Genomic DNA, 19597 nt, shown 5'->3' with positions numbered 1-19597 from the left:
GGTCGCGGTCCTTTCGCGAGATCGCGCTTGAATTCACGCTCTGACGGTGTTCATCTGGGAAGTAGTTACACATTTGTCCTTGCCTTCCCCGCGCATCGTCATAACTTGCGCTGCGGAGGGGATTCAGCGTCGAGGATCGTGAACATGTCTGAGGTTGCACCAGCACCGCACAGTGTCGGCATCGAGCGCACTGTTGATGTGGTCTCCGCTTACGTCTCGAACAATTCCGTTCCCACTGCCGATCTTCCGGCTCTGATCGCGAGCGTCCACGAGGCACTGAAGAGCCTGGCGGACGGCACGCCCAAGGTCGAGGCCGACGTGGTCGAGAAGCCGACGACGGCTCAGATCCGCAAGTCGATCCGGCCGGACGGCCTGATCAGCTTCATCGACGGCAAGTCGTACAAGACGCTGAAGCGGCACCTGACGAAGCACGGGCTCGACCCGCACAGCTACCGCGAGCGCTACGGATTGCCGGCCGATTATCCGACCACGTCGGCCAATTACTCGGCGCAGCGCTCCGCCCTCGCCAAGAGCCTCGGCCTCGGCCAGCCGGGCCGGCTCGGCCTGGAGGCGTCGCCGGAGGAGGCCGAGCCGGTGGCGACCGATGGCGCGCGCCGCCCCCCGGGGGCCGGCAAGAGCCGGGCGAGCCGCAAGGCGGCCGTGGCCGCAGCCTGAGGATCGATTCCTAGAGGGTCCGCGGGCCGTTCCGGCGCAGGAGCCAGCCTCTGGCCCTCAGGAGGAGGGCGGGGCGCACGCGGGCCACGTCGTCGCCGTCGAGCAGCGGCGATGTCCCGAGCGCCGAGAGGTAGGCGGCCTCGGCATCCTTGCAGGCGCGCAACGCCGCGTCCGCGGCGAGCGTCCGGCTCGTGAGCGCGGCCTGCACGGTGAAGCTGCGATGCAGGCAGCCCTGCCACGCCTGATGACGATCGGCCGCGTCGCCCGCACCGGCCGGAAACGCTCCGGCGAGCCAGGCTCCCAGCACGGAGCATGCGAGGAAGCGTGGCGTCATGGGCGGGAGGCTCCGGAACGCTGCCAGCCTCGCGCCTCGTGCTTGACGAAGCCTGAACGCACTCCGCTCCACCCCGTCCCGGATCGGGACTCGAGCCTCCTCGCGGATCCCCGGATCAGGAAGAAGGCCCCGATGCGGCCCCCGGTCCTCGCGCGGTCCGGGCTCCACCCCCCTCGAGACGGCGCTAGCGGTTGGCCGTCATGGTCGGCGAGGGCGTGCGGCCGAGGGAGACCCAGCCGATCGCGTCCTGGCTCTCGCGCTTGATGAAGGCGTAGCCGGTCTGCCGCCAGGGCAGGACGGTGCTCGTCTTGTTGTCGAGGATGAAGTCGCCGCGGTCGGTGATGAGCGTCAGGACGGCGTGGCCCTCGCCCTTCTCGTCGATCACCACGGTCATCCGCATGGCCCGGCGGGGCAGTCCGGCCTCCGCCAGCATGTGGCGCTTGAGGAGCTGGAAGTCCTCGCAATCGCCGATGCCGTCCTCGGCCATGTCCCAGCGGTCCGGGACGTTGAGGTGGTCCATGTCGGTCATCGCGCGCACCGCCTTGTTCACCCGGCGGTTGACCGAGACGATGGTGTTCCAGATCCCCGGCGTGAGGGCGATGGAGGCGGGCTCGCTGCGGTCGACGGCGCACTCGGCCGCGTAGCCCTGGCAGAAGGTGACCCAGGCCGAGATCGGCCGCGCATCGCCGGCCACGACGGCCGCGCTCGGGACCGAGGGCAGGGCCGCGTAGCTCTGGGCCGCCGCCGGTGCGGCGAGAGCCGCGAGGGCGAGCCCCGCCAGGGCGCAGCGCCCGAGCCCGCGCCGGGCCGACACCGTAATCCGCTGCTTCAGACCTGCGAACCGCATCGCCGAGCCCATCCGTTAAGCTTTCATTAACGAACGTCTCACGGCCCGGCTCCGCCCGCAATCGGCCGGTTAAGATTGGGTTAATGCTGTGCGTAACGCAGGGCGGCCGTGCCCCGGTGTCAGCGGGCGGGCACCGCCTCGGGCAGAGCCAGCTGCACGAGGCCCGGCCTCGCCCGGAGCTTGTCGAGGGCGGCCTCGACGGCCGCGGGATCGAGCCGCCCGGTCGCGAGGCGGATCCGGAACACGCCCCCCGGGAGCGGGCCGTCCACGATGACCGCGCCGGTCTCGCGCAGGGCCTCGGCGATCTGCGCGGCGCTCGCCCCGGGCGCGAAGGCGACGAGGGCGTGGCTTCCCGCCCCGGCCGCGCCTCCGCCGCCGTGCGAGGCCGTCTCGTAGGCGGGACCGCCCCGCTCCTGCAGGAGCGCGCCGGCGAGAAGCCCGGCCTGCCCCAGGATCACGAGGCAGGCGGCGAGGCCGAGGCCGGCCAGCGCCGGCGGGGAGAGGCCGGACAGGGCCTCGCCGAGACGCGCCAGCCAGCCCCGCGGGCTCCGCCCGGCCTGCGCCGCGAGATCCGCGTCGATCCGCGCGAAGAGCGCGTCGCGGGCCGCCCGCGAGGGCGCGCCGATCGCCTCGTTGACCGCGATCGTCTCGTCCCGCTCGGCCTCGGCGATCGCGAGCCGGCGGGCGAGGTCGGGATCGCGGGCGAGCGCCGCCTCGATGCGGGCCGAATCCGCGGGGTCGAGGCGGCCCGTCGTCCGCCAGGGCAGGATGAGGTCGAGGTCGTCCGGCTCGGGGGGCGTCTTCGGGGTGGAGGGCATGGGCGGATCACCTCAGGGCCAGCCGCGGTCGATGCCGGCGGCGAGCAGGTGCTCGGACAGGCGCTTGCGCGCGTGGAACAGGCGGGTCTTCACGGTGCCCGCGGGTATGGCGAGGACCTGCGCCACCTCCTCGACGGAGAGGTCGTGATAGTAGACGAGATCGACCACCATCCGGTGCTCGGCGGACAGGGCCGCGATGCAGCGGCGCAGGGCCTCCGACTTTCCCGCCTTCTGCAGGACGGTCTCGGGCGTGTCGGCCTCGTCGGGCACGGCCTCGGCCGTCTCCGGGTCCAGCGCCGCGTGCGGGCGCCGCCGCAGGGCCGAGAGCGCCTTGAAGCGGGCGATCGACAGCATCCAGGTCGTGACGCTGGCGCGGCCCTCGTAGCGGCCGGCCTGCTGCCAGACATCGAAGAACACGTCGCTCACGAGATCCTCCGCGCCGGCCGCATCCCGGAGGAGGCGCACCAGGAACCGGTACACGGCAGTGGCGTGGCGGGCGTACAGCGCCTGCATCGCGGCCCGGTCGCCCCGGGCGATGCGGGCGACGAGGTCCGCGTCCGGGATGTCCCTCATCCGTGCTCCCCGGTTCGTCGCGCGGGAGGGGGCGTCGGTTCACGGGAGGGCGAAAGAATCCGCGGCCCGGTCACGGCCGCGCCTGATCGCTGCCGGGGATCTGGCCGCTGCCTGGGATCGGCGTCGCGCTCATGCCGCCGGAGGATTGGGCCGCGGCGACCGCGGGCGCAATGAGCGCGTTCAGGACGCCCTCCGCGTCGGCGAAGCCCGCACCGAACTCGGGATCGGGCCCCGGCGCGCCGAGATCCCGGGCCGCACGGACCAGGGCGGCGCGGATCTCGCCCGGCGCGAGCGCGGGCCTCGCCTGCAGCATGAGGGCGACGAGCCCGCTCACCTGCGCCGCCGCCATCGAGGTGCCGGAGGAGAAGCCGTAGGTGCCGGAGGGAGCGGCCACCAGCACATCGACGCCGGGTGCGGCCACGCAGACATGGGCGCCGCGGCTGGCGGCGGGAAACAGCCGGTCCTCGGCGTCGGTCGCCGTCACCGCGATGACGCTCGGATCGGCGGCGGGGTAGAGGGGCGGCGCGCCGGGGCCCCCGTTGCCGGCGGCGGCCACGTAGACGGTGCCGGCCCGGACGCCCGCCGCGAGGAAGCGCGCCAGCGCCTCGTCCCGGGGGCCGGCGAAGCTCATGTTGACGACGCGCGCCTTCGCCCGGGCCGCCCAGTCGATGCCCCGCAGGACATGCAGCGTGGTGCCCTGTGCGCCGGCGGCCGTCTCGCCGGAGAAGGCCCGCACCGCCAGGAGCCGCGCCTCCGGCGCCGCGCTCGCGAGTTGGGCGCGGGCGCCGAGAAGGCCGGCGATGGCGGTGCCGTGCGGGTGCGGCGCCGGCGGGCCGGCCTTCCCCAGCGCGTCGTAGCGCTCGGCCACCGCGCCCTGCAGGGCGGGATGGGCCTCGTCGACCCCGGAGTCGATCACCGCGACGGGCACGTCTCGGCCCGTGGCGGTGCGGTGTGCCTCGTCGAGCCGGAGCTTGCCGGCGGCGTACTGGACGCCCGCGAAGGCCGGCGCCGCGCCGACGAGGGCGTAGGCGTGGTTGGCCTGCGCGGACTCGACCGCCGGGTCCCGCGCCAGCGCGGCGACGAGGGACTCCACGGAGCGCCCGCCGCGGATGCGGGCACGGTTCAGCGTGACCGGCACGAGGGTGAAGGTGTCGGAGGAGACGAGATCGAGCCGCTCCCGCGCCAGGAGGGACCGGAGCGTCCCGGGGCGGGCGCCGGGGCGGAGCGCGAACAGCACCTCGCCCGGGACTTCGCCGGGCTCGGCGAGCGCGGCGCGAGCCGGCGGGGGCGACGAAGCGGGGCCGGGTGCGGGCCTCGCGGGCGGCGGGTTCGGCGGTCGCGCCGCGGCCTTGGGCGGCTTGGGCGCCGGCTTGGGCGACGCTTCGAGCCCGGGGGCGGCCTGCCGGCGCCGGGGCGGATGCCGGGGTTCGGGAACAGCGCGGACCTGCGTGGCGCGGCGCGGCGGGCGTTCGACCTCCGGCGCACGCGTCGCCTCCGGGCGTCGGCGGGGCGGCGGCTCGTCCTCCTCGACGACCTCGCGCGGCGGCGGGATCAGGCGGGGCACGATGCCGATGAGGCCGGGCAGCCCGATCATGGGACCGCCCCCGTAGCCTCCGCGCGCGGGGACGCCCCGGTCGAGGACGGCGCCGGGCCGGGTCTGCGCCGCGGCGGGCGCGAGCCCGCACGTCAGCAGGAGGAGGGTTGCGGCGAGCCGGCGAAGCGCCCCGGCGACGGAGGACGGCGTGTCGAACGGCTGCCGCATGGCAGGGCTGCCCCTTCGGCGAGCCCCGATTCGTCAAGTGTCTCGGGGCGTCTCGACTGTAGAGGAGCCGATCCACCGGGTCCACGGCCGCGCCGGGACTTGGCGGATCAGCGGTGGACGAGGCGAAGACTTGACCTCACTCGCAGACGCGGACCCTGCGGACGTAGACGTTGCCCTCCTCGTCCTCCATCCGGCGGCGCTCGACGTAGCAGGACTCGGCCGCGCCCGCCGCACCCACGGCGATGGCGCCGAGCGCCAGGCCGCCCGCGAGCGCGGCGGCGCCGTAGCCCCAGCCCGGCCCGTAGCCGTAGCCGCCCGGCTTCTTCACACCGAGACCGGGGAAGTACTTGATCGGGGGGGCCTTTTTCGGGCCGAAGCAGGTGCCGGACAGGGCGCAGGGGGCGAGCTTGAACTGGTCGGCCCGGGCGCCGCCGCCGAGGCCGGCGAGGACGAGGGCGGAGAGGGCGATCGGCAGGAGGGCGGAGCGGGCCATGGCGGGGATCCTTCGGGTGTTTCCGGGCCATCCATCGCGGCCCTGACATCCGTTGGTCGCGCCACCCCGCCAGTGGGTTCACCGACGGACGCACTTTTTTTCGGGATTCTTCGCGGGGCGCCCGCCTCAGCCCGGATGCGTGTTGTGGATCTGCTCGAAATCGAGCAGCGCGGTCTCGATCACGATCTGCGTCCGGCTGATCACCTCGAGCTTGCGCAGGATCTCGGAGACGTGCGCCTTCACGGTCGAGTCGCCGACCTGCAACTCGTGGGCGATCTGCTTGTTGAGCTTGCCCTGGCGGATCATCATCAGGACGCGCAATTGCTGCGGCGTCAGGCGCGCCACGCGCTCGGCCAGCGGCGCCTTGCCCCGGCCCGCGGACGAGGCCGGCGCGCTCGCCGCCTGGGCGAGCCCGGGCGGGATCGCGAGGGCGCCGCTCAGCACGTCCGAGATCGCCCGCGTCAGCGTCGCCTTGTCGACGGCCTTCGGCACGTAGCCCGCCGCCCCGTGCTGGAGCGCCTCGCGCATGATGCGCGGATCCTCGTGGCCCGAGACGATGAGGATCGGCACGCGGGGGAAGCGCGTGCGGATGGTGACGAGGCCGTCGAAGCCGGCCACGCCCTGCATGGAGAGGTCGAGGAGGGTGAGATCGATGCCGCGGTTCGCGCTGAGCACGGCGCAGGCGCTGGCGATGCCGTCGGCTTCGTGGAGCACCGCGTCCGGGTAGGCGAGGCGGATGGCGCTCGCGAGCGCGTCCCGGAACAGGGGGTGGTCGTCGACGATCAAGAGTTGCATGGGCGCCCCTCCCGCTCCGTCCTCAGCGGGAGCCCCGTTCTCCCACGATCCCGCGCCCCGGTCCAACACGCTCGCTCCTTCGCACAGGGGCCCGGATCGGAACCGGCTTTGGAAAGCGGGAGACCCGGTCCCGTCCGGAGACCCCGGGTGCCCGGACGGGCGTTGAGAAAACCGCCCCGGCTCCCGAGGTCCCGGAGCGCCCGCCGCCGGAGGAACCGGCGGCGGGGACTCACCTCAGCGGGAGGCCAGGGTCTTCGGGAGCTTGAAGGCCCAGAAGCTGCCGCCCTGGTTGATGCCGGCGGTGGACTTCGCCACCTCGCCGCCCCAGAGCGGAACCGCCCCACCCCAGCCCGCCGCGACGCCGATCCACTGCTCGCCGTCCTGCTCCCAGGTGATGGGCGAGGCGACGACGCCGGTGCCGACCTGGAACTTCCAGACTTCCTCGCCGGTCTTGGCGTCGAAGGCCTTGAGGAAGCCCTCAGGCGTGCCCGTGAAGACGAGGTTGCCCGCGGTGGTGAGGACGCCGGCCCAGAGCGGAGCCTTGTTCTTGTATTCCCAGACGACCTTGCCGTTCGTCGGGTCGATGGCCTTCAGCGAGCCGATATGGGTGTCGAAGACCGGCTTGATGGTGAAGCCGGCGCCGAGATAGGCGGCCCCCTTCTTGTAGTTCACCGGCTCGTTCCAGATGTCCATGCCCCACTCGTTCGAGGGGACGTAGAACAGCTTCGTGTCCGGGCTGTAGCCGATCGGCATCCAGTTCTTGCCGCCGAGGAAGCTCGGCACCGCGAACACGGTCTTGCCCTTCTTGCCGTCCTCGGACTTCGTCGGGTCGCCGGGGCGGAACGCGTCGTCGTAGATCGGGCGGCCGTCCTTATCGATGCCCTTGGCCCAGTTGATCTTGGCCACGAACGGCGAGGCGGAGATGAACTTCCCGTTCGTGCGGTCGAGCACGTAGAAGAAGCCGTTGCGGTCGGCGGTGGCGCCGGCCTTCACGGTCTTGCCGTCCTTCTGCAGGTCGAAGGGCACGAACTCGTTCACGCCGTCGAAGTCCCAGCCGTCGTGCGGCGTGGTCTGGAAGCCCCAGACGATCTCGCCGTTCTCGGGGTTCAGCGCGATGCGCGAGGCCGACCACTTGTTGTCGCCCGGCCGCAGGGCCGAGTTCCACGGGCCCGGGTTGCCGGTGCCGAAGTAGATCAGGTTCGTCTCGGGGTCGTAGGTGCCGCCGAGCCAGGTGGCGCCGCCGCCGAACTTCCACATGTCGCCCGGCCAAGTCTCGTTGACCTTGCCGGTCATGGTCGAGGGCTTGCCGTTGAGGGTGCCCATGTGGCCCTCGATGACCGGGCGCTGCCACACGAGCTCGCCCGTCTCGGCGTCGCGCGCCTCGACCCGGCCGACGACGCCGAACTCGCCGCCCGACACGCCGGTGATGACCTTGCCGTTCACGATGATCGGGGCGGCCGTGTAGCTGTAGCCGGCCTTGAAATCGTCGATGTCCTTCTTCCAGACGACCTTGCCGGTCTTCTGGTCGAGCGCCACGAGCTTGGCGTCGAGGGTGCCGAAGATCACCTTGTCCTTGTAGAGGGCCGCACCGCGGTTCACGACGTCGCAGCAGGGCAGGATGCCCTCAGGGAGACGCGCGGCATATTCCCAGATCTTCTCGCCGGTGCGGGAGTTGATCGCGTAGAGGCGCGAGTAGGAGCCGGTGACGTAGATGACGCCGTCCTTGACGAGCGCCTGGCTCTCCTGGCCGCGCTGCTTCTCGCCGCCGAAGGAGAAGGAGTAGGCCGGCACGAGGCCCTTGATGGTGTCGCGGTTGATCGTCTTCAGCGGGCTGTAGCGCTGGGCCTGCGGCCCGAGGCCGTAGGTGACGACGTCGCCGGTGGTCTTGGCGTCGTTCAGGATGTCCTGGTCGCTCACGCCCTCGGCGCGGGCGGGCAGCCCGGCGGCGGCGGCGACGAGCGCGAGCGCCCCCACCGCGCTCAAGAATTCCTTGCGTACCCTCATGGCGTTTCCTCCGTTATGGCGCGGCCCCGGTTCCCGGAAGCCGTCGGGGCCTCGCTCCCCGATTCGAAGGAGCCCCTTGTGCCTGAGCGTAGAGCGGCTCACGGCCGCCGCTTATTGGCCATTAGTCGAAAGTTCTCAGATCTTTCTCAGGTTTCGCCGCACTTTCCGGCGGCCAAAACGGTGCCATCCGACCCAATGACTTGGATCGGAGGCCGTCTCATCGGATCAACCGCCCCCAATCGGGGCCTTGGCCGGGGCCGGCGCGGCCTAGTAGCCCTTCGGCGCCGTGAAGCTGACGCCGTAGGTCTCGCAGATCGCCTTCAGCCGCCCCTCCGCGGTGAGCGCCGTGATCGCGTCGCCGACCGCGTAGGCGAGATCGCGCGAATCGGTGCGCACGGCGCCGCCGAGGTCCCAATGCGTCTTCACCATGCCGGGGATCGCGATCTCGACGACCGGGTTCTCGTCCGGTGCCGCGCCGCCCTCGCCGAGCGCAGCCTCGATCGACGAGCGGGTGCCCGCCAGGATCGGCGCCTCGCCGGAGAGATAGGCCTTGGCCGCCTCGTCGAAGCTGCGGAAGTGCTTGAGCGCGCCGCGGTGGCGCCCGCCCTCGGCCATCAGCAGCTGGAGGTCCGAGGCGCTCGCCCCCTCGACCGCGACGGAATGCCCCTCGATGTCGGCGAGGCCCTTCAGGCCCTCGACCTTGTCCTTGCGGTAGGCGAAGGCGAGGTGCTGGTCGTAGTAGGGGATCGTCAGGAAGATCTGCTCGTTGCGGGTGGCGAGCATCTTGTCGTGGGGGACGTGCAGCATCAGGTCCGCGAGCGCGCTGCCCGCGAGGTCGCCCTTCCACAGGTTGAGGCGGAAATCGCCGTCGATGTTCTCGCCCGCATCCACAATCCGCAGGTCGAGGCGCACGCTGAGCTTCTCGGCGATGGCGCGCGCGAGGTCGACGTCGATGCCCCGCGGCTTGCCGGCCCGCTCCTCGGAGAAGGGCGCGTTGTCGCCGTAGAGGGCGACCCGCAGGGTGCCGGAGGCCACGACCTCGTCGAGGGGGCGCGCCGGCGCCGCCCCCGCGGCGAGGAGGGCCAGACCCGAGATCGCGAGGGCGCGGAGGTCGAGCCGCATCCTACTCCTCGTGCTTCGATTCGATGTAGCTGCGGATCGCCCAGAGGGCTTCCTGCGAGAGCACCCCCTCGAAGGCCGGCATCTTGGTGACGCCGTTGATGAGGGCTCCGTGGCGCACGCGCTCCTGGAACCAAGTGTCGCCCTCCTGGCCCTTGTCGAGATAGCGCAGGTCCGGCGCGAGGCCGCCCGAGATCACCTGGAGGCCGTGGCAGCGCGCGCAGTTCTGGTTGTAGCCGGAATCGCCGATCGCGATGGCCTTGGCGTTGCCCCGATAGGGATTCTCGCTGCGCCACTCGTCGCCGAGGGGCTCGAGGCCGGTCGTGTCGACGGGCTGGGGCTGGACGTCGCCGTGGGCGAGAACGTGCTGCGCCGAGAGAACGAGACCGAGCGCGAGCGCCGCGCTCCCCGCGAGCCGGGGGACCTTCCGCATACCGTTTCCTCCTGATCTTGAGAAGGACGGTAGCAAGCCCCTTCCGTCGAACCCATTGTGCTTTGGTACAGCTTCAAGTCGCCGGCCTTGTGCACCTTGGTCCAATATCGGGCGGGTGCGCCGGCCCTCTATCGTTTCCCGACAACAGACGATCCAGGGTGGAAGCGAGATCGGCCGCGATGCGGGCTGGAGGCGAGCGCGGGCACGGCGCGACGGGACGGCACGCCGCTTCCGCACGGGCCGCCGCATGCCTCGCCCTCCTCGCCGGGCTTCTCCTCCCCGCCTTACCGGCCGCGGCCGCGGAGGCGCCGCTCGCGATCCACTACCTGGAGCGGCGCATCGAGCGGCCGAGCCCCCTCAACAACGAGGACCCGATCCCCGACGACGAGGGCGCGGCCGGCACGGAACTGGGCTTGGCGGACTCGAACGCGACGGGCCGCTTCCTCGGCCTCTCCTTCGCGCTGACGCGCACCCTCGTCGAGCCCGGCGCGGATCTGGCGGAGGCGTTCGGCAAGCTCGGCGCCCCCCGCTTCGTCGTGGTCAACGCGCCGGCCGAGGACGTGCTGGCCCTCGCCGACCTGCCGGCGGCGAAGGACACGGTCTTCCTCAACGTCGGCGCCCCCGACACGCGCCTGCGCGACCGCGACTGCCGGGCGCGGCTCCTGCACGTGCGTCCCTCGCGCGCCATGCTCACCGACGCGCTCATGCAGTTCCTCGTCTTCAAGCGCTGGGGGCGCATCCTCCTCGTCTCGGGGACGGAGCCGGCCGACGCCCTCTACGCCGAGGCGCTGAAGGCCAGCGCCCGCAAGTTCGGGGCGCGGATCGTCGGCGAGGCGCGCTTCGACGTGCACGGGGCCGACATCCGCGATTCGGCGCTGCGCGAATTCGCCCTCGTCACGCGGAGCCCGGACCACGACGTGGTGGCGGTGGCCGACGAGGCGGGCGCCTTCGGCACGAACCTCGTCTACAACACCGCCGCGCCGCGGCCCGTCGTCGGCACGCAGGGCCTGTCGCCCGCCGCCTGGGGCCGGGCGGTCGAGGCCTGGGCCGCCGTGCAGCTGCAGGGCCGCTTCCGCAAGCTTGCGGGGCGGGCGATGCGGCCGATCGACTACGCGGGCTGGCTCGCCGTCCACGCAATCGGCACCGCGGCCGCGAAGCTCAAGAGCCTCGATCCGGCCGCGATCCAGACCCTGATGCTCTCGCCCCGCTTCGAGGTCGGCGGCTTCAAGGGGCGCTCCCTGAGCTTCCGCCCCTGGAACGGGCAGCTGCGCCAGCCCCTCTTCCTGCTCTGGCCCGGCGCGGTCGTCGCGGCGGCCCCGGTCGAGGGCTTCCTGCACAAGCGCACCGAGCTCGACACGCTCGGCCTCGACGAGCCCGAGAGCGCCTGCCGGGCCTTCGGGGGACGCGCGGGATGAACCTCGGGAGACCCCGCATGATCCGGCTCCGCCTCCTCGCGCTCCTCCTCGCGGCCCAGGCCCTCGCGACACCGGCCGTCACGAGCCCGGCCGGGGCGGAGGAGATCTTCGTCTCGAACGAGCGGGACAACACCGTCTCGGTGATCGACGGGACGAGCCTCGAGGTGGTGCGCACCTTCCCCGTGGGGCGCCGGCCGCGGGGCGTCACCTTCTCGCGGGACGGGCGGCGCCTCTACGTCTGCGCGAGCGATTCCGATGCCGTGCAGGTGATCGACCCGGACACGGGCCGGCTCCTGCACAACCTGCCCTCCGGCGAGGACCCGGAGCAGTTCGCCCTCGCCCCCGACGACCGGACGCTGTTCATCGCGAACGAGGAGAACGCCACGACCACGGTGGTCGATGCCGAGACCCGCAAGGTGCTGGCCCAGATCGATGTCGGGATCGAGCCCGAGGGCATGGCGGTGAGCCCGGACGGGAAGATCGCGATCACCACCTCCGAGACCACCAACATGGTCCACTGGATCGACGTGCCGAGCCTGAAGGCGGTGGACGCCACCGCCGTCGAGCAGCGCCCCCGCCACGCCGAGTTCAGCCGCGACGGCACCAAGCTCTGGGTCTCCTCCGAGATCGGCGGCAGCGTCGCGGTGATCGACGTGGCGACCCGGCAGGTGATCGAGACGATCCGCTTCGAGATCAAGGGCATCGCGGGCGACCGGATCCAGCCGGTCGGCATCACCCTGACGCGGGACGGGCGCTTCGCCTTCGTCGCGCTCGGCCCCTCGGACCGCGTCGCGGTGATCGACGCAAAGACCTTCAAGGTGCTCAACTACATCCTCGTCGGGCGCCGGGTCTGGCATCTCGCGCTCCTGCCGGACGAGAGCCGGATGCTGACGACGAACGGCGTCTCCGGCGACGTCACGGTGATCGACGTCGGCACCCAGAAGGCGATCAAGAGCATCAAGGTCGGCCGCTTCCCCTGGGGCGCGGCCGTGCGTCCGAGCGGCAGCGACCGCTCCGCGGGCGCGGCGCCGTGAGGGCAGGATTCCCGGCGACGACGTCGCGCGATCGATCGCCGGCCTCGCCTCCGCCGTTCGAGAGAGGTCGAGTCCCTGCCGCCGGACCGGGTGAGGCGCGCGGCGTTTCCGGATCCGGCGAATCCCTCACCCCAGCCCTCTCCCGAACGGGAGAGGGAGCCCGTCGCGGGCTTCATCCGGCGTGGCTCGCCCTTCTCGGCCTCCTCCTTCTCGCTCTCCCCGCCCGCGCCGGCAGCCTCGACCGGGCCGGGATCGAGCGCTTCTTCCCAGCGCCCCTCGTCGTCGGCGAGCGGGACGAGGCGGTGCCGGTCTGGCCGATCCTGAAGCAGGAGGCCGGATCCTACGAGGTTTTCGCCTACGCCTTCGAGTCGATCGACCTCGCGCCGATCCCCGGCTTCGGGGGAACCCCGCCGAACCTCCTCGTGGCGCTCGCGCCCGACGGCAGTTTCCGGGACGTGAAGGTGCTCTCCCACCACGAGCCCGTCTTCCTCGAGGGATTGGGCTCGGAGCCGCTCTTCGCCTTCGTGGAGCAGTATGTCGGCCTCTCCGCGCGCCGCGCGATCCGGGTCGGCCGCTCGAACGCGCGGGCGAACGGGGCCGCACCCCAATCGGTCGTCGACGGCATCTCGATGGCGACCGCTTCGACCCGGGTGATCAACGAGTCGATCCTCAACGCCTCCCTCGCGGTGGCCCGCCGGAAGCTCGGATTCGGAGCCGCCGCGAATGTCGGCCTGAAGGTCGAAGCGAAGATCGCGATCTACGCGCCGATGTCGTTCGAAGATCTCATCGCGCAGGGCTACGCGAAGCGCTTCGTCGTGACGAACGGCGAGGTGGAGGCCGCTTTCCGGGGCACGAGCGTCGAGGGCCAGGCCGAGGGAGCGCCGGACGCGCCTCTCACCGACCTCGTGATCGCCTATCTCAACGTGCCGACGATCGGCCGCAACCTCCTCGGGGAGAACCGCTTTTCCGCCCTGATGCGGGAATTGGGCCCGGGCGACCACGCCGTGCTCGTCGTCAGCGCCGGCCCCCTCAACCCGCTGGGCGAGGATTTCGTGTTCGGCTCGATCCCGGACCGGATCGCGATCCAGCAGGAGGGCCTCGTCATCAACGCCCGCGACATGGCGATCGAGCGGCGCGGCGGCGGCATGGCGGGCCTGCCCGCCGGGCCCTGGTCCATCCTGAAGATCGCCTCCCAGGCCGGCTTCGACCCGAGCCGGCCCTGGACGCTCTCCGAGAGGATTGTCCGCGAGCGCGGGCAGATCCTCACCGAGAAGGTCTCGCGCGATTTCGCGATCGGCTATGCCCTGCCGGATACCCTCTTCACCCGCGAGAAGCCGGATGCGGGGCCGAGCTGGATCGATTCCTGGACGGCGCGAGGCTGGGAGCTCGGCGCCATCGCGGCCTCGCTCGGCCTCCTCGTGCCGGTCCTGGTGCGCCAGCGCGGCCTCGTCGCGGACCAGCGTCCCTTCTCGGCCTTCCGCCTCGCCTTCCTGGCCTTCACGCTCCTGTTCATCGGCTGGTACGCGCAGGCTCAGCTCTCGATCGTGACGCTGATCGGCCTCGTGCGGGCCGCCACCGGCAGCGGCAGTCTCAGCTTCCTCCTCTACGATCCGCCCTCGCTCCTCCTCTGGGCCTTCGCGCTGGCGAGCCTCGTCGTCTGGGGGCGCGGCACCTTCTGCGGATGGCTCTGTCCCTTCGGCGCCCTGCAGGAACTCGCGGCCTGGCCGGCCAAGCGCCTCGGATTGCGGCAGGTCGCGGTGCCACCCGCCCTCGACCGGGCCCTGCGTCTCGTGAAGTACGGCGTGCTGGCCGCGATCCTCGGAGCCGCGGCGCTCTCCTCGCCGCTGGCCGACGGCTTCGCCGAGATCGAGCCCTTCAAGACCGCGATCACCCTCTACTTCGTCCGCTCCTGGCCGTTCGTGGCCTACGCAGCCGGGCTGATCCTCCTCAACCTCTTCGTCTACAAGGGATTCTGCCGCTATCTCTGCCCGCTCGGGGCGAGCCTCGCCCTCGGCGGGCGCCTGCGCCTGTTCGACTGGATCCCGCGGCGGTCCGAGTGCGGCAGCCCCTGCCAGCTCTGCAAGGTGCGCTGCCGCTACGGCGCCATCGAGCCCTCCGGCCGCATCGACTATCCCGAGTGCTTCCAATGCATGGAATGCGTGACGATCATCCACGATCCGGCCCAGTGCGTGCCGCAGGTGGTGGCACGCAAGCGCGGCCGGCGGACCCTTCCGCAACCGGTGGCGGCGGAATGACGGCGCGGCGCTTCCCCCCCCGGCGCCGGCTGCTCCTCGGCGCGGCGGGCGCCATCGCGGCCGCCAGCCTCGGCACCGGCGCCTTCCGGACGCTCGCCCGCGCGCGGGGGCTGGCAGCCCACACCCGCGCGGGCCTCGCCTTCGGCACCACCGTCTCGGTCACGGTCGCGGCCGCGGACGGCGCGCAGGCGGAGGCCGCCCTGACCGAGGCGTTCCGCGCGGTCCGGGCTGTCGAGGCCGCCGCGAGCCTGTTCCGGCCGGACAGCGCCCTCTCGCGCCTCAACCGGGATGGCGTGCTGGAGCGGCCCGATCCGCTCCTCCTCGAGCCCCTGCGCTTCGCCCTCGGCCTCGCGGCCGAGACGGGGGGCGCCTTCGACCCGACCGTGCAGCCGCTCTGGACCCTGTGGGCGGAGGCCACCGCCCGCGGCGGGCGGCCCGGCGAGACGGCCCTGCGAGAGACGCTCGGCCGGGTCGGCTGGGCCCGCATCCGCGTGGCTAAGGGCGAGATCCGGCTGCCCGCCGGGATGGGGCTGACCCTCAACGGCGTCGTGCAGGGTTTCGCGGCCGACCGGGTCATGGCGGTGCTGGAAGCGCGGGGCATCCGGGACGCCTTCGTCGACACCGGCGAGTTCGGCGCGACGGGCGCGCATCCCGACGGCACGCCCTGGCGGCTCGGTATCGCCGACCCGCGCGAACCCGCCCGGGTTTCCGAGGTGATCGCGCCGTTTTCCGGTTTCGCCTCGACATCGGGCGACTATGCGACGAGCTTCTCGCCCGACCACGCCGACCACCACATCTTCGATCCGGCCACCGGCCTCTCGCCCCGCACACTCGCCTCGGTCACGGTGACTGCGCCGACCGGCCTCCTCGCGGACGGGCTCTCGACGGCGGCGATGGTGCTCGGCGAGGCGCGCGGCCGCGACCTCGTGGCGCAGCATCCCGGCTGCGCGATGCGCACCGTCGCGAAGGGGTGATCGAACGCCGGTCGTCCGAAATCCTCCTGCCCGTCCGGAGCCGCGGAAACCGGGCGAACGTGTCCAGTTGCGCCGGTCCATCGCGCCCGACATACTCACGTCAAAGACACGGGCCCACGAGCCCGGCAGATCGACGGGAGCGGGACGTGGGACAGGGCACGCAGATGCGCGCGCATCTGTGCGGGATCCGGACGGCGTGGACCGAGGCGGAGCGGGCGAGCGAGGCGGTGGCCGAGATCGCCGAGGCCGTCGGCGACGCCGACCCCGTGCAGATCGTGGCGTTCTTCTCACCCGATTACGATCCGGACGAGTTGAACCGGGCCTTCCGCGAGCGTCTACCGGGCACGGCGGTGAGCGGCTGCACCATGTCCGGAGGCTTCTCGCCCGCGGGCGGGCTCGATCGCGGCCTCGTCGCGATCGCCTTTCCGCGCGCGGGCTTCCGCATCGTCTCGGCGCTCCTCGACGCGATCGATCATCTCGACGTCGAGCGCACGGCCGGCGCCGTCCGGGCGCTCCGTCGCACCCTCGAGGCCGGCGGCACCGAGGAGGCGCCCGACCACCGCTTCGCGCTCTCGCTGATCGATGGGCTCGCCAACGCCGAGGAGACGGTGGTCTCGGCGATCGGCTGGGCGCTCGACGGGATCCCCCTCGTCGGCGGCTCGGCGGGCGACGACCTCACCTTCCGCGACACGGTGCTGCTGCACGACGGCTCGATCCACCGCAACGCCGCCGTCGTGATCCTCGTCGAGACAGAATTCCCGGTCCAGATCTTCAAGAGCGACAATTTCGAGCCGACCGGGACCAAATTCGTCGTGACGGCCTCTGACGACGAGAAGCGCATCGTCCACGAGCTCAACGCGGAGCCGGCGGCCCGCGAATACGCGATGGCGGTGGGGCTCGACCCGGAGCGCCTCTCGCCGATGAGCTTCGCCGCCTATCCGCTCGCAGTGAAGATCGGCGGCGAGTATTTCTGCCGCTCGATCCGGCGCATGAACGCGGACGGCTCGCTGAGCTTCTTCTGCGCCATCGACGAGGGGGTGGTGCTCACCCTCGCCCAGCCGCGCGACATCGTGGCGTCGACCTGGGCCGAGCTGTCCCGCCTCGACGAGGCGCTCGGCGGCATCGACCTCGTGATCGGCTTCGAGTGCATCCTGCGCCGCCTCGACGCCGAGAGCCGTCAGGTTCGTCACGGCATCGCCGACCTCTACCGGCGCTACAACGTCGTCGGCTTCGAGACCTACGGCGAGCAGTACCGCTCGATGCACCTCAACCAGACCTTCACGGGCATCGCCATCGGCCGCTGCGTGCCGGAGCCGGCCTCCCTTCTCCCATGATCGCGATGGCCGGTGCCGCGGACGAGGGGCTCCTGCGGCGCATCGAGAAGCTGGAGCGCATCAACGCGGCGCTGATGGCCCATGTCGAGCGCAGCATGGACCAGCAGGGCGGCGCCTATTCCCTGTTCCAGACCGCGATCATGCTGGAGGGGCGCGTCCGCTCGCGGACCGAGGAGCTGACGGGCCTGATGCGGCGGCTCGAACGCTCGAACGAGGCGCTGGTAGCGGCCAAGGAGGAGGCGGAGACCGCCAACCGCTCGAAGACCCGCTTCCTGGCGGCGGCGAGCCACGACCTCCTGCAGCCCCTCAACGCGGCCCGCCTCTCGGTCTCGGCCCTGACCGACCTTCCGCTGACGCCGGACGCGGTCGCCATCGCGGGCCAGGTCGAGCGCGGTCTCCAGACCATCGAGGACCTGATCAAGACCCTCCTCGACATCTCGAAGCTCGATGCCGGCATCGTCCGCCCCGTGCTGAAGCCCGTCGCCCTGCGCGACCTGTTCGGCGGGCTCGTGGCGAGCTTCAAGCCCTTCGCCGAGCGCAAGGGCCTGCGCCTGACCGTGCGCGGGTCCGGCCTCGTGGTGACGAGCGACGTGGTGCTCCTGCAGCGCATCCTGCAGAACCTTGTCTCGAACGCGATCCGCTACAGCGAGAGCGGCGGGGTGCTGATCGCCGCCCGCCGCCGCGGCGAGGCCTGCCGGATCGAGGTGGTCGATACCGGCCGCGGCATCGACGCGGGCGAGCGCGACCTCGTCTTCGAGGAATTCTACCGCGGCGGCGGGGGCAAGGGCGTGGCCGCCGGCGAGAGCGTGACCCGCGGCGAGGAGCCGGGCCTCGGCCTCGGCCTCTCGATCGTGCGCCGCATGGCGCAGGCGCTGGGCCACCCGCTCGAACTCGCCTCCCGCCCCGGCCGCGGCACCCGCATGAGCCTCACCGTGCCGCTCGGGACGGAGGAGGCGGGCGAGCAGGCGCGCCCCGTGCCCATCGCCACGCGGCTCTCCGGCGCCCGCATCCTCATCGTCGAGAACGACCAGTCGACGGCGGACGCGCTCCAGCGCCTGCTGCGGAACTGGGATGCCGAGGTCAGCGCCTATCGCGACTTGGCCGGCGTCGCGGCGGGCGTGGCCGCCGGGACGGTCGCGCCCGACCTCCTCATCCTCGACTATCACCTCGACGAGGGTGCCTGCGGCCTCGATGTCGCGGCCTACCTCCGGAACATCGCCCAGGCGGCGCTGCCCGTGATCGTCACCACGGCGGATTACTCGCCCGAGATCGAGTGCGAGGTGGCGGGCATCGGCGCGGAACTCGTGCACAAGCCGATCAAGCCGGCGCAGCTCCGCTCGCTGCTCACCTACATGCTGACCTGAGGGAGGGCGGGGTACCGCTCAGCGGCGCCCGCCGAACCCGCCCGGACCTCCGAGCCCGCCGGGCCCGCCCAATCCGCCCGGGCCGCCGAGACCGGCCGGACCGCCCCCGCGCAGCGCATCTCCCGCACCGCCGAGTCCTCCCGGCCCGCCGCCGGGCCCCGCCCCGAAGCCGCCGAGACCGCCCGGCCGGTCCCCCTGGAACGGGCGCGTATCGATGTCGAGCCCGCGCGATCCGGCACCGCCGCCGAAATTGCCGGGACCGCCCGGACCGCTCCCGGAGCGGCCGAACCCGTCCGGCCCCCCGTGTCCGGGAAGGCCGTTCCGGAGGTCGAGCCGGTCGGGCAGGCGATCGAGACGCCCCGGCGCACCCGGCTGCCGCTCGGGCGCGGGAGCGGGCGCGGCGCGCTCGTCGACGCGAAGGCGCTCGACCGTGAGTCGGCCGTCGCGGGCGATGTCCGTGGTCAGGACGGCCCGTACGCTGCCCCGGCGCGGCACCGCGGCGCTCGGGGACCCCGCCACGTCGATGCCGGAGCCGAGGGCGAGCCGGTCGCCGCGGCGACCGATATAGGCCTCGATCGAGACCCGCCGCAGGTCGGGGCCGAGGTTCACCCCCGCCTCCTCGACGCTCGCGACCGTGAGCCCGGAGGGACCCGGCTCGCCCGTGACCGAGACGCGGCGGCCGACGAGACCGGGATCGAGGGAGGCGAGGCGCAGCCGGCCGATCACCGGCGTCCCGTCCTTGTCCCTCCGCACCGGGCCGGCGACCCGAGCGGCGCCGCCCGTCCGCGGCTCGACGAGACTCGCCACGATCGTCCCGTCCGGACGCCGCAGCCCGCTCACGGCGACGCGGTCGCCGACCTTGAGCCCGGCCGGCCAGGGCTTGCGCCAATCGGTACCGAGACCGGCCGTCGAGACGGCTTGCCCCAGCACGGCCAAGCCGCCCTTGGTGAGCGCCTCGACCGGGCCGACCACCTCGCTCGTCACGTCGATGCGGCCCGTGGAGAGGCGGCCGTCCGCCCCCCGGGCGACGACGCGCACCACGTGGCCGATCCTGAGGTCCGCGGCCTTCGCCGCCGCCCCGTCGATGCGGACCGCGACATCCGCCGGGTAGGCGATGCGCAGGTCGTTCACGATGATCGAGCCGAACCGGCGGATCGTGCCGATGACGCCGGTGCCGCCGATCCCGCGGTCGCCCTCGAGGCCGCCGCCCTCCCCGTCCCCGGGTCGGGCGCCGGTCCCGCCGATGCCCTGGTCGCGGATCGGTGCGTCGGGCGCCGCCTGCCCGCGACGCGGGCCGGGCAGCCAGAGGGCGCCGAGCCCCGCGGCGAGGCGCAGGAATCCACGTCGCGAGTGAGCGGGCGCGCGCAT

General features: G+C 72.5%; 18 protein-coding genes. 7 read left to right on the top strand and 11 right to left on the bottom strand.

Annotated features, from left to right (window positions below):
• Positions 1–144 precede the first annotated feature (144 nt).
• Positions 145–675 (top strand): Ros/MucR family transcriptional regulator, encoded by a 531-nt coding sequence (locus E1J50_RS08650; protein ID WP_132252492.1) that lies wholly within the window; start codon positions 145–147, stop codon positions 673–675.
• A 10-nt stretch (positions 676–685) separates the two neighbouring features.
• On the opposite strand, the gene E1J50_RS08645 is transcribed toward E1J50_RS08650, so the two are convergent.
• From E1J50_RS08645 to pedF, 10 genes are all read right to left on the bottom strand, one after another.
• Positions 686–1009, bottom strand: coding sequence for a hypothetical protein (locus E1J50_RS08645; protein WP_132252490.1), 324 nt, complete (start codon positions 1007–1009; stop codon positions 686–688).
• A 184-nt stretch (positions 1010–1193) separates the two neighbouring features.
• Positions 1194–1856, bottom strand: a complete 663-nt coding sequence (locus E1J50_RS08640) for a transglutaminase-like cysteine peptidase (RefSeq protein ID WP_132252488.1) — start codon at positions 1854–1856, stop codon at positions 1194–1196.
• Between the two features lie 119 nt (positions 1857–1975).
• Positions 1976–2674, bottom strand: coding sequence for a hypothetical protein (locus tag E1J50_RS08635; RefSeq protein WP_132252486.1), 699 nt, complete (start codon positions 2672–2674; stop codon positions 1976–1978).
• Between the two features lie 12 nt (positions 2675–2686).
• Complete coding sequence (locus E1J50_RS08630) at positions 2687–3247, bottom strand: sigma-70 family RNA polymerase sigma factor (RefSeq protein ID WP_132252484.1); 561 nt, start codon at positions 3245–3247, stop codon at positions 2687–2689.
• Between the two features lie 70 nt (positions 3248–3317).
• Positions 3318–5009, bottom strand: a complete 1692-nt coding sequence (locus tag E1J50_RS08625; RefSeq protein ID WP_132252482.1) for a S8 family serine peptidase — start codon at positions 5007–5009, stop codon at positions 3318–3320.
• Between the two features lie 136 nt (positions 5010–5145).
• On the bottom strand, positions 5146–5502 hold the full coding sequence (locus E1J50_RS08620; RefSeq protein ID WP_132252479.1) for a hypothetical protein: 357 nt from the start codon (positions 5500–5502) through the stop codon (positions 5146–5148).
• A 126-nt stretch (positions 5503–5628) separates the two neighbouring features.
• Complete coding sequence (locus E1J50_RS08615) at positions 5629–6297, bottom strand: response regulator (protein ID WP_132252477.1); 669 nt, start codon at positions 6295–6297, stop codon at positions 5629–5631.
• A gap of 234 nt (positions 6298–6531) precedes the next feature.
• The gene (locus E1J50_RS08610; RefSeq protein ID WP_132252475.1) at positions 6532–8301 is read right to left on the bottom strand and encodes a PQQ-dependent methanol/ethanol family dehydrogenase; all 1770 of its coding nucleotides are present in this window, start codon (positions 8299–8301) and stop codon (positions 6532–6534) included.
• Between the two features lie 267 nt (positions 8302–8568).
• Positions 8569–9423: a substrate-binding periplasmic protein gene (locus E1J50_RS08605; RefSeq protein WP_132252473.1), complete on the bottom strand. Its 855-nt coding sequence runs from the start codon at positions 9421–9423 to the stop codon at positions 8569–8571.
• Position 9424: 1 nt separating this feature from the next.
• Positions 9425–9853, bottom strand: a complete 429-nt coding sequence (gene pedF / locus E1J50_RS08600; protein ID WP_132252470.1) for a cytochrome c-550 PedF — start codon at positions 9851–9853, stop codon at positions 9425–9427.
• A gap of 179 nt (positions 9854–10032) precedes the next feature.
• On the opposite strand from pedF, the gene E1J50_RS08595 reads away from it, so the two are divergent.
• The 6 genes from E1J50_RS08595 to E1J50_RS08570 all read left to right on the top strand — a co-directional run bounded on the left by E1J50_RS08595 (position 10033) and on the right by E1J50_RS08570 (position 18229).
• Positions 10033–11268: an ABC transporter substrate-binding protein gene (locus E1J50_RS08595; RefSeq protein ID WP_132252546.1), complete on the top strand. Its 1236-nt coding sequence runs from the start codon at positions 10033–10035 to the stop codon at positions 11266–11268.
• 17 nt (positions 11269–11285) lie between these two features.
• Positions 11286–12302 carry a YVTN family beta-propeller repeat protein gene (locus tag E1J50_RS08590; protein ID WP_132252468.1) on the top strand — a complete coding sequence of 339 codons (1017 nt, stop codon included), beginning with the start codon at positions 11286–11288 and terminating at the stop codon, positions 12300–12302.
• The gene (locus E1J50_RS08585; RefSeq protein WP_132252466.1) at positions 12299–14557 is read left to right on the top strand and encodes a 4Fe-4S binding protein; all 2259 of its coding nucleotides are present in this window, start codon (positions 12299–12301) and stop codon (positions 14555–14557) included. The genes E1J50_RS08590 and E1J50_RS08585 overlap by 4 nt, the downstream gene beginning before the upstream one ends.
• On the top strand, positions 14554–15531 hold the full coding sequence (locus E1J50_RS08580; protein WP_132252463.1) for an FAD:protein FMN transferase: 978 nt from the start codon (positions 14554–14556) through the stop codon (positions 15529–15531). The genes E1J50_RS08585 and E1J50_RS08580 overlap by 4 nt, the downstream gene beginning before the upstream one ends.
• A 146-nt stretch (positions 15532–15677) precedes the next feature.
• Positions 15678–16865: an FIST N-terminal domain-containing protein gene (locus tag E1J50_RS08575; protein WP_132252460.1), complete on the top strand. Its 1188-nt coding sequence runs from the start codon at positions 15678–15680 to the stop codon at positions 16863–16865.
• Between the two features lie 5 nt (positions 16866–16870).
• Positions 16871–18229, top strand: coding sequence for a hybrid sensor histidine kinase/response regulator (locus tag E1J50_RS08570; RefSeq protein WP_245516492.1), 1359 nt, complete (start codon positions 16871–16873; stop codon positions 18227–18229).
• 18 nt (positions 18230–18247) lie between these two features.
• On the opposite strand, the gene E1J50_RS08565 is transcribed toward E1J50_RS08570, so the two are convergent.
• On the bottom strand, positions 18248–19597 hold the full coding sequence (locus E1J50_RS08565) for a DUF5666 domain-containing protein (RefSeq protein WP_132252456.1): 1350 nt from the start codon (positions 19595–19597) through the stop codon (positions 18248–18250).

The organism is Methylobacterium segetis, assembly GCF_004348265.1.
Lineage (GTDB): Bacteria > Pseudomonadota > Alphaproteobacteria > Rhizobiales > Beijerinckiaceae > Methylobacterium > Methylobacterium segetis.
The sequence above is the reverse complement of the archived record's forward strand: the minus strand, read 5'-3'. Positions and strand labels throughout refer to the sequence as shown.

Excerpts from the sequence above, each read along its gene's own strand:
- E1J50_RS08650 (WP_132252492.1), top strand. The coding sequence starts at position 145 with ATGTCTGAGGTTGCACCAGCACCGCACAGTGTCGGCATCGAGCGCACT.
- E1J50_RS08645 (WP_132252490.1), bottom strand. The coding sequence starts at position 1,009 with ATGACGCCACGCTTCCTCGCATGCTCCGTGCTGGGAGCCTGGCTCGCC.
- E1J50_RS08640 (WP_132252488.1), bottom strand. The coding sequence starts at position 1,856 with ATGCGGTTCGCAGGTCTGAAGCAGCGGATTACGGTGTCGGCCCGGCGC.
- E1J50_RS08635 (WP_132252486.1), bottom strand. The coding sequence starts at position 2,674 with ATGCCCTCCACCCCGAAGACGCCCCCCGAGCCGGACGACCTCGACCTC.
- E1J50_RS08630 (WP_132252484.1), bottom strand. The coding sequence starts at position 3,247 with ATGAGGGACATCCCGGACGCGGACCTCGTCGCCCGCATCGCCCGGGGC.
- E1J50_RS08625 (WP_132252482.1), bottom strand. The coding sequence starts at position 5,009 with ATGCGGCAGCCGTTCGACACGCCGTCCTCCGTCGCCGGGGCGCTTCGC.
- E1J50_RS08620 (WP_132252479.1), bottom strand. The coding sequence starts at position 5,502 with ATGGCCCGCTCCGCCCTCCTGCCGATCGCCCTCTCCGCCCTCGTCCTC.
- E1J50_RS08615 (WP_132252477.1), bottom strand. The coding sequence starts at position 6,297 with ATGCAACTCTTGATCGTCGACGACCACCCCCTGTTCCGGGACGCGCTC.
- E1J50_RS08610 (WP_132252475.1), bottom strand. The coding sequence starts at position 8,301 with ATGAGGGTACGCAAGGAATTCTTGAGCGCGGTGGGGGCGCTCGCGCTC.
- E1J50_RS08605 (WP_132252473.1), bottom strand. The coding sequence starts at position 9,423 with ATGCGGCTCGACCTCCGCGCCCTCGCGATCTCGGGTCTGGCCCTCCTC.
- pedF (WP_132252470.1), bottom strand. The coding sequence starts at position 9,853 with ATGCGGAAGGTCCCCCGGCTCGCGGGGAGCGCGGCGCTCGCGCTCGGT.
- E1J50_RS08595 (WP_132252546.1), top strand. The coding sequence starts at position 10,033 with ATGCGGGCTGGAGGCGAGCGCGGGCACGGCGCGACGGGACGGCACGCC.
- E1J50_RS08590 (WP_132252468.1), top strand. The coding sequence starts at position 11,286 with ATGATCCGGCTCCGCCTCCTCGCGCTCCTCCTCGCGGCCCAGGCCCTC.
- E1J50_RS08580 (WP_132252463.1), top strand. The coding sequence starts at position 14,554 with ATGACGGCGCGGCGCTTCCCCCCCCGGCGCCGGCTGCTCCTCGGCGCG.
- E1J50_RS08570 (WP_245516492.1), top strand. The coding sequence starts at position 16,871 with ATGGCCGGTGCCGCGGACGAGGGGCTCCTGCGGCGCATCGAGAAGCTG.
- E1J50_RS08565 (WP_132252456.1), bottom strand. The coding sequence starts at position 19,597 with ATGCGCGCGCCCGCTCACTCGCGACGTGGATTCCTGCGCCTCGCCGCG.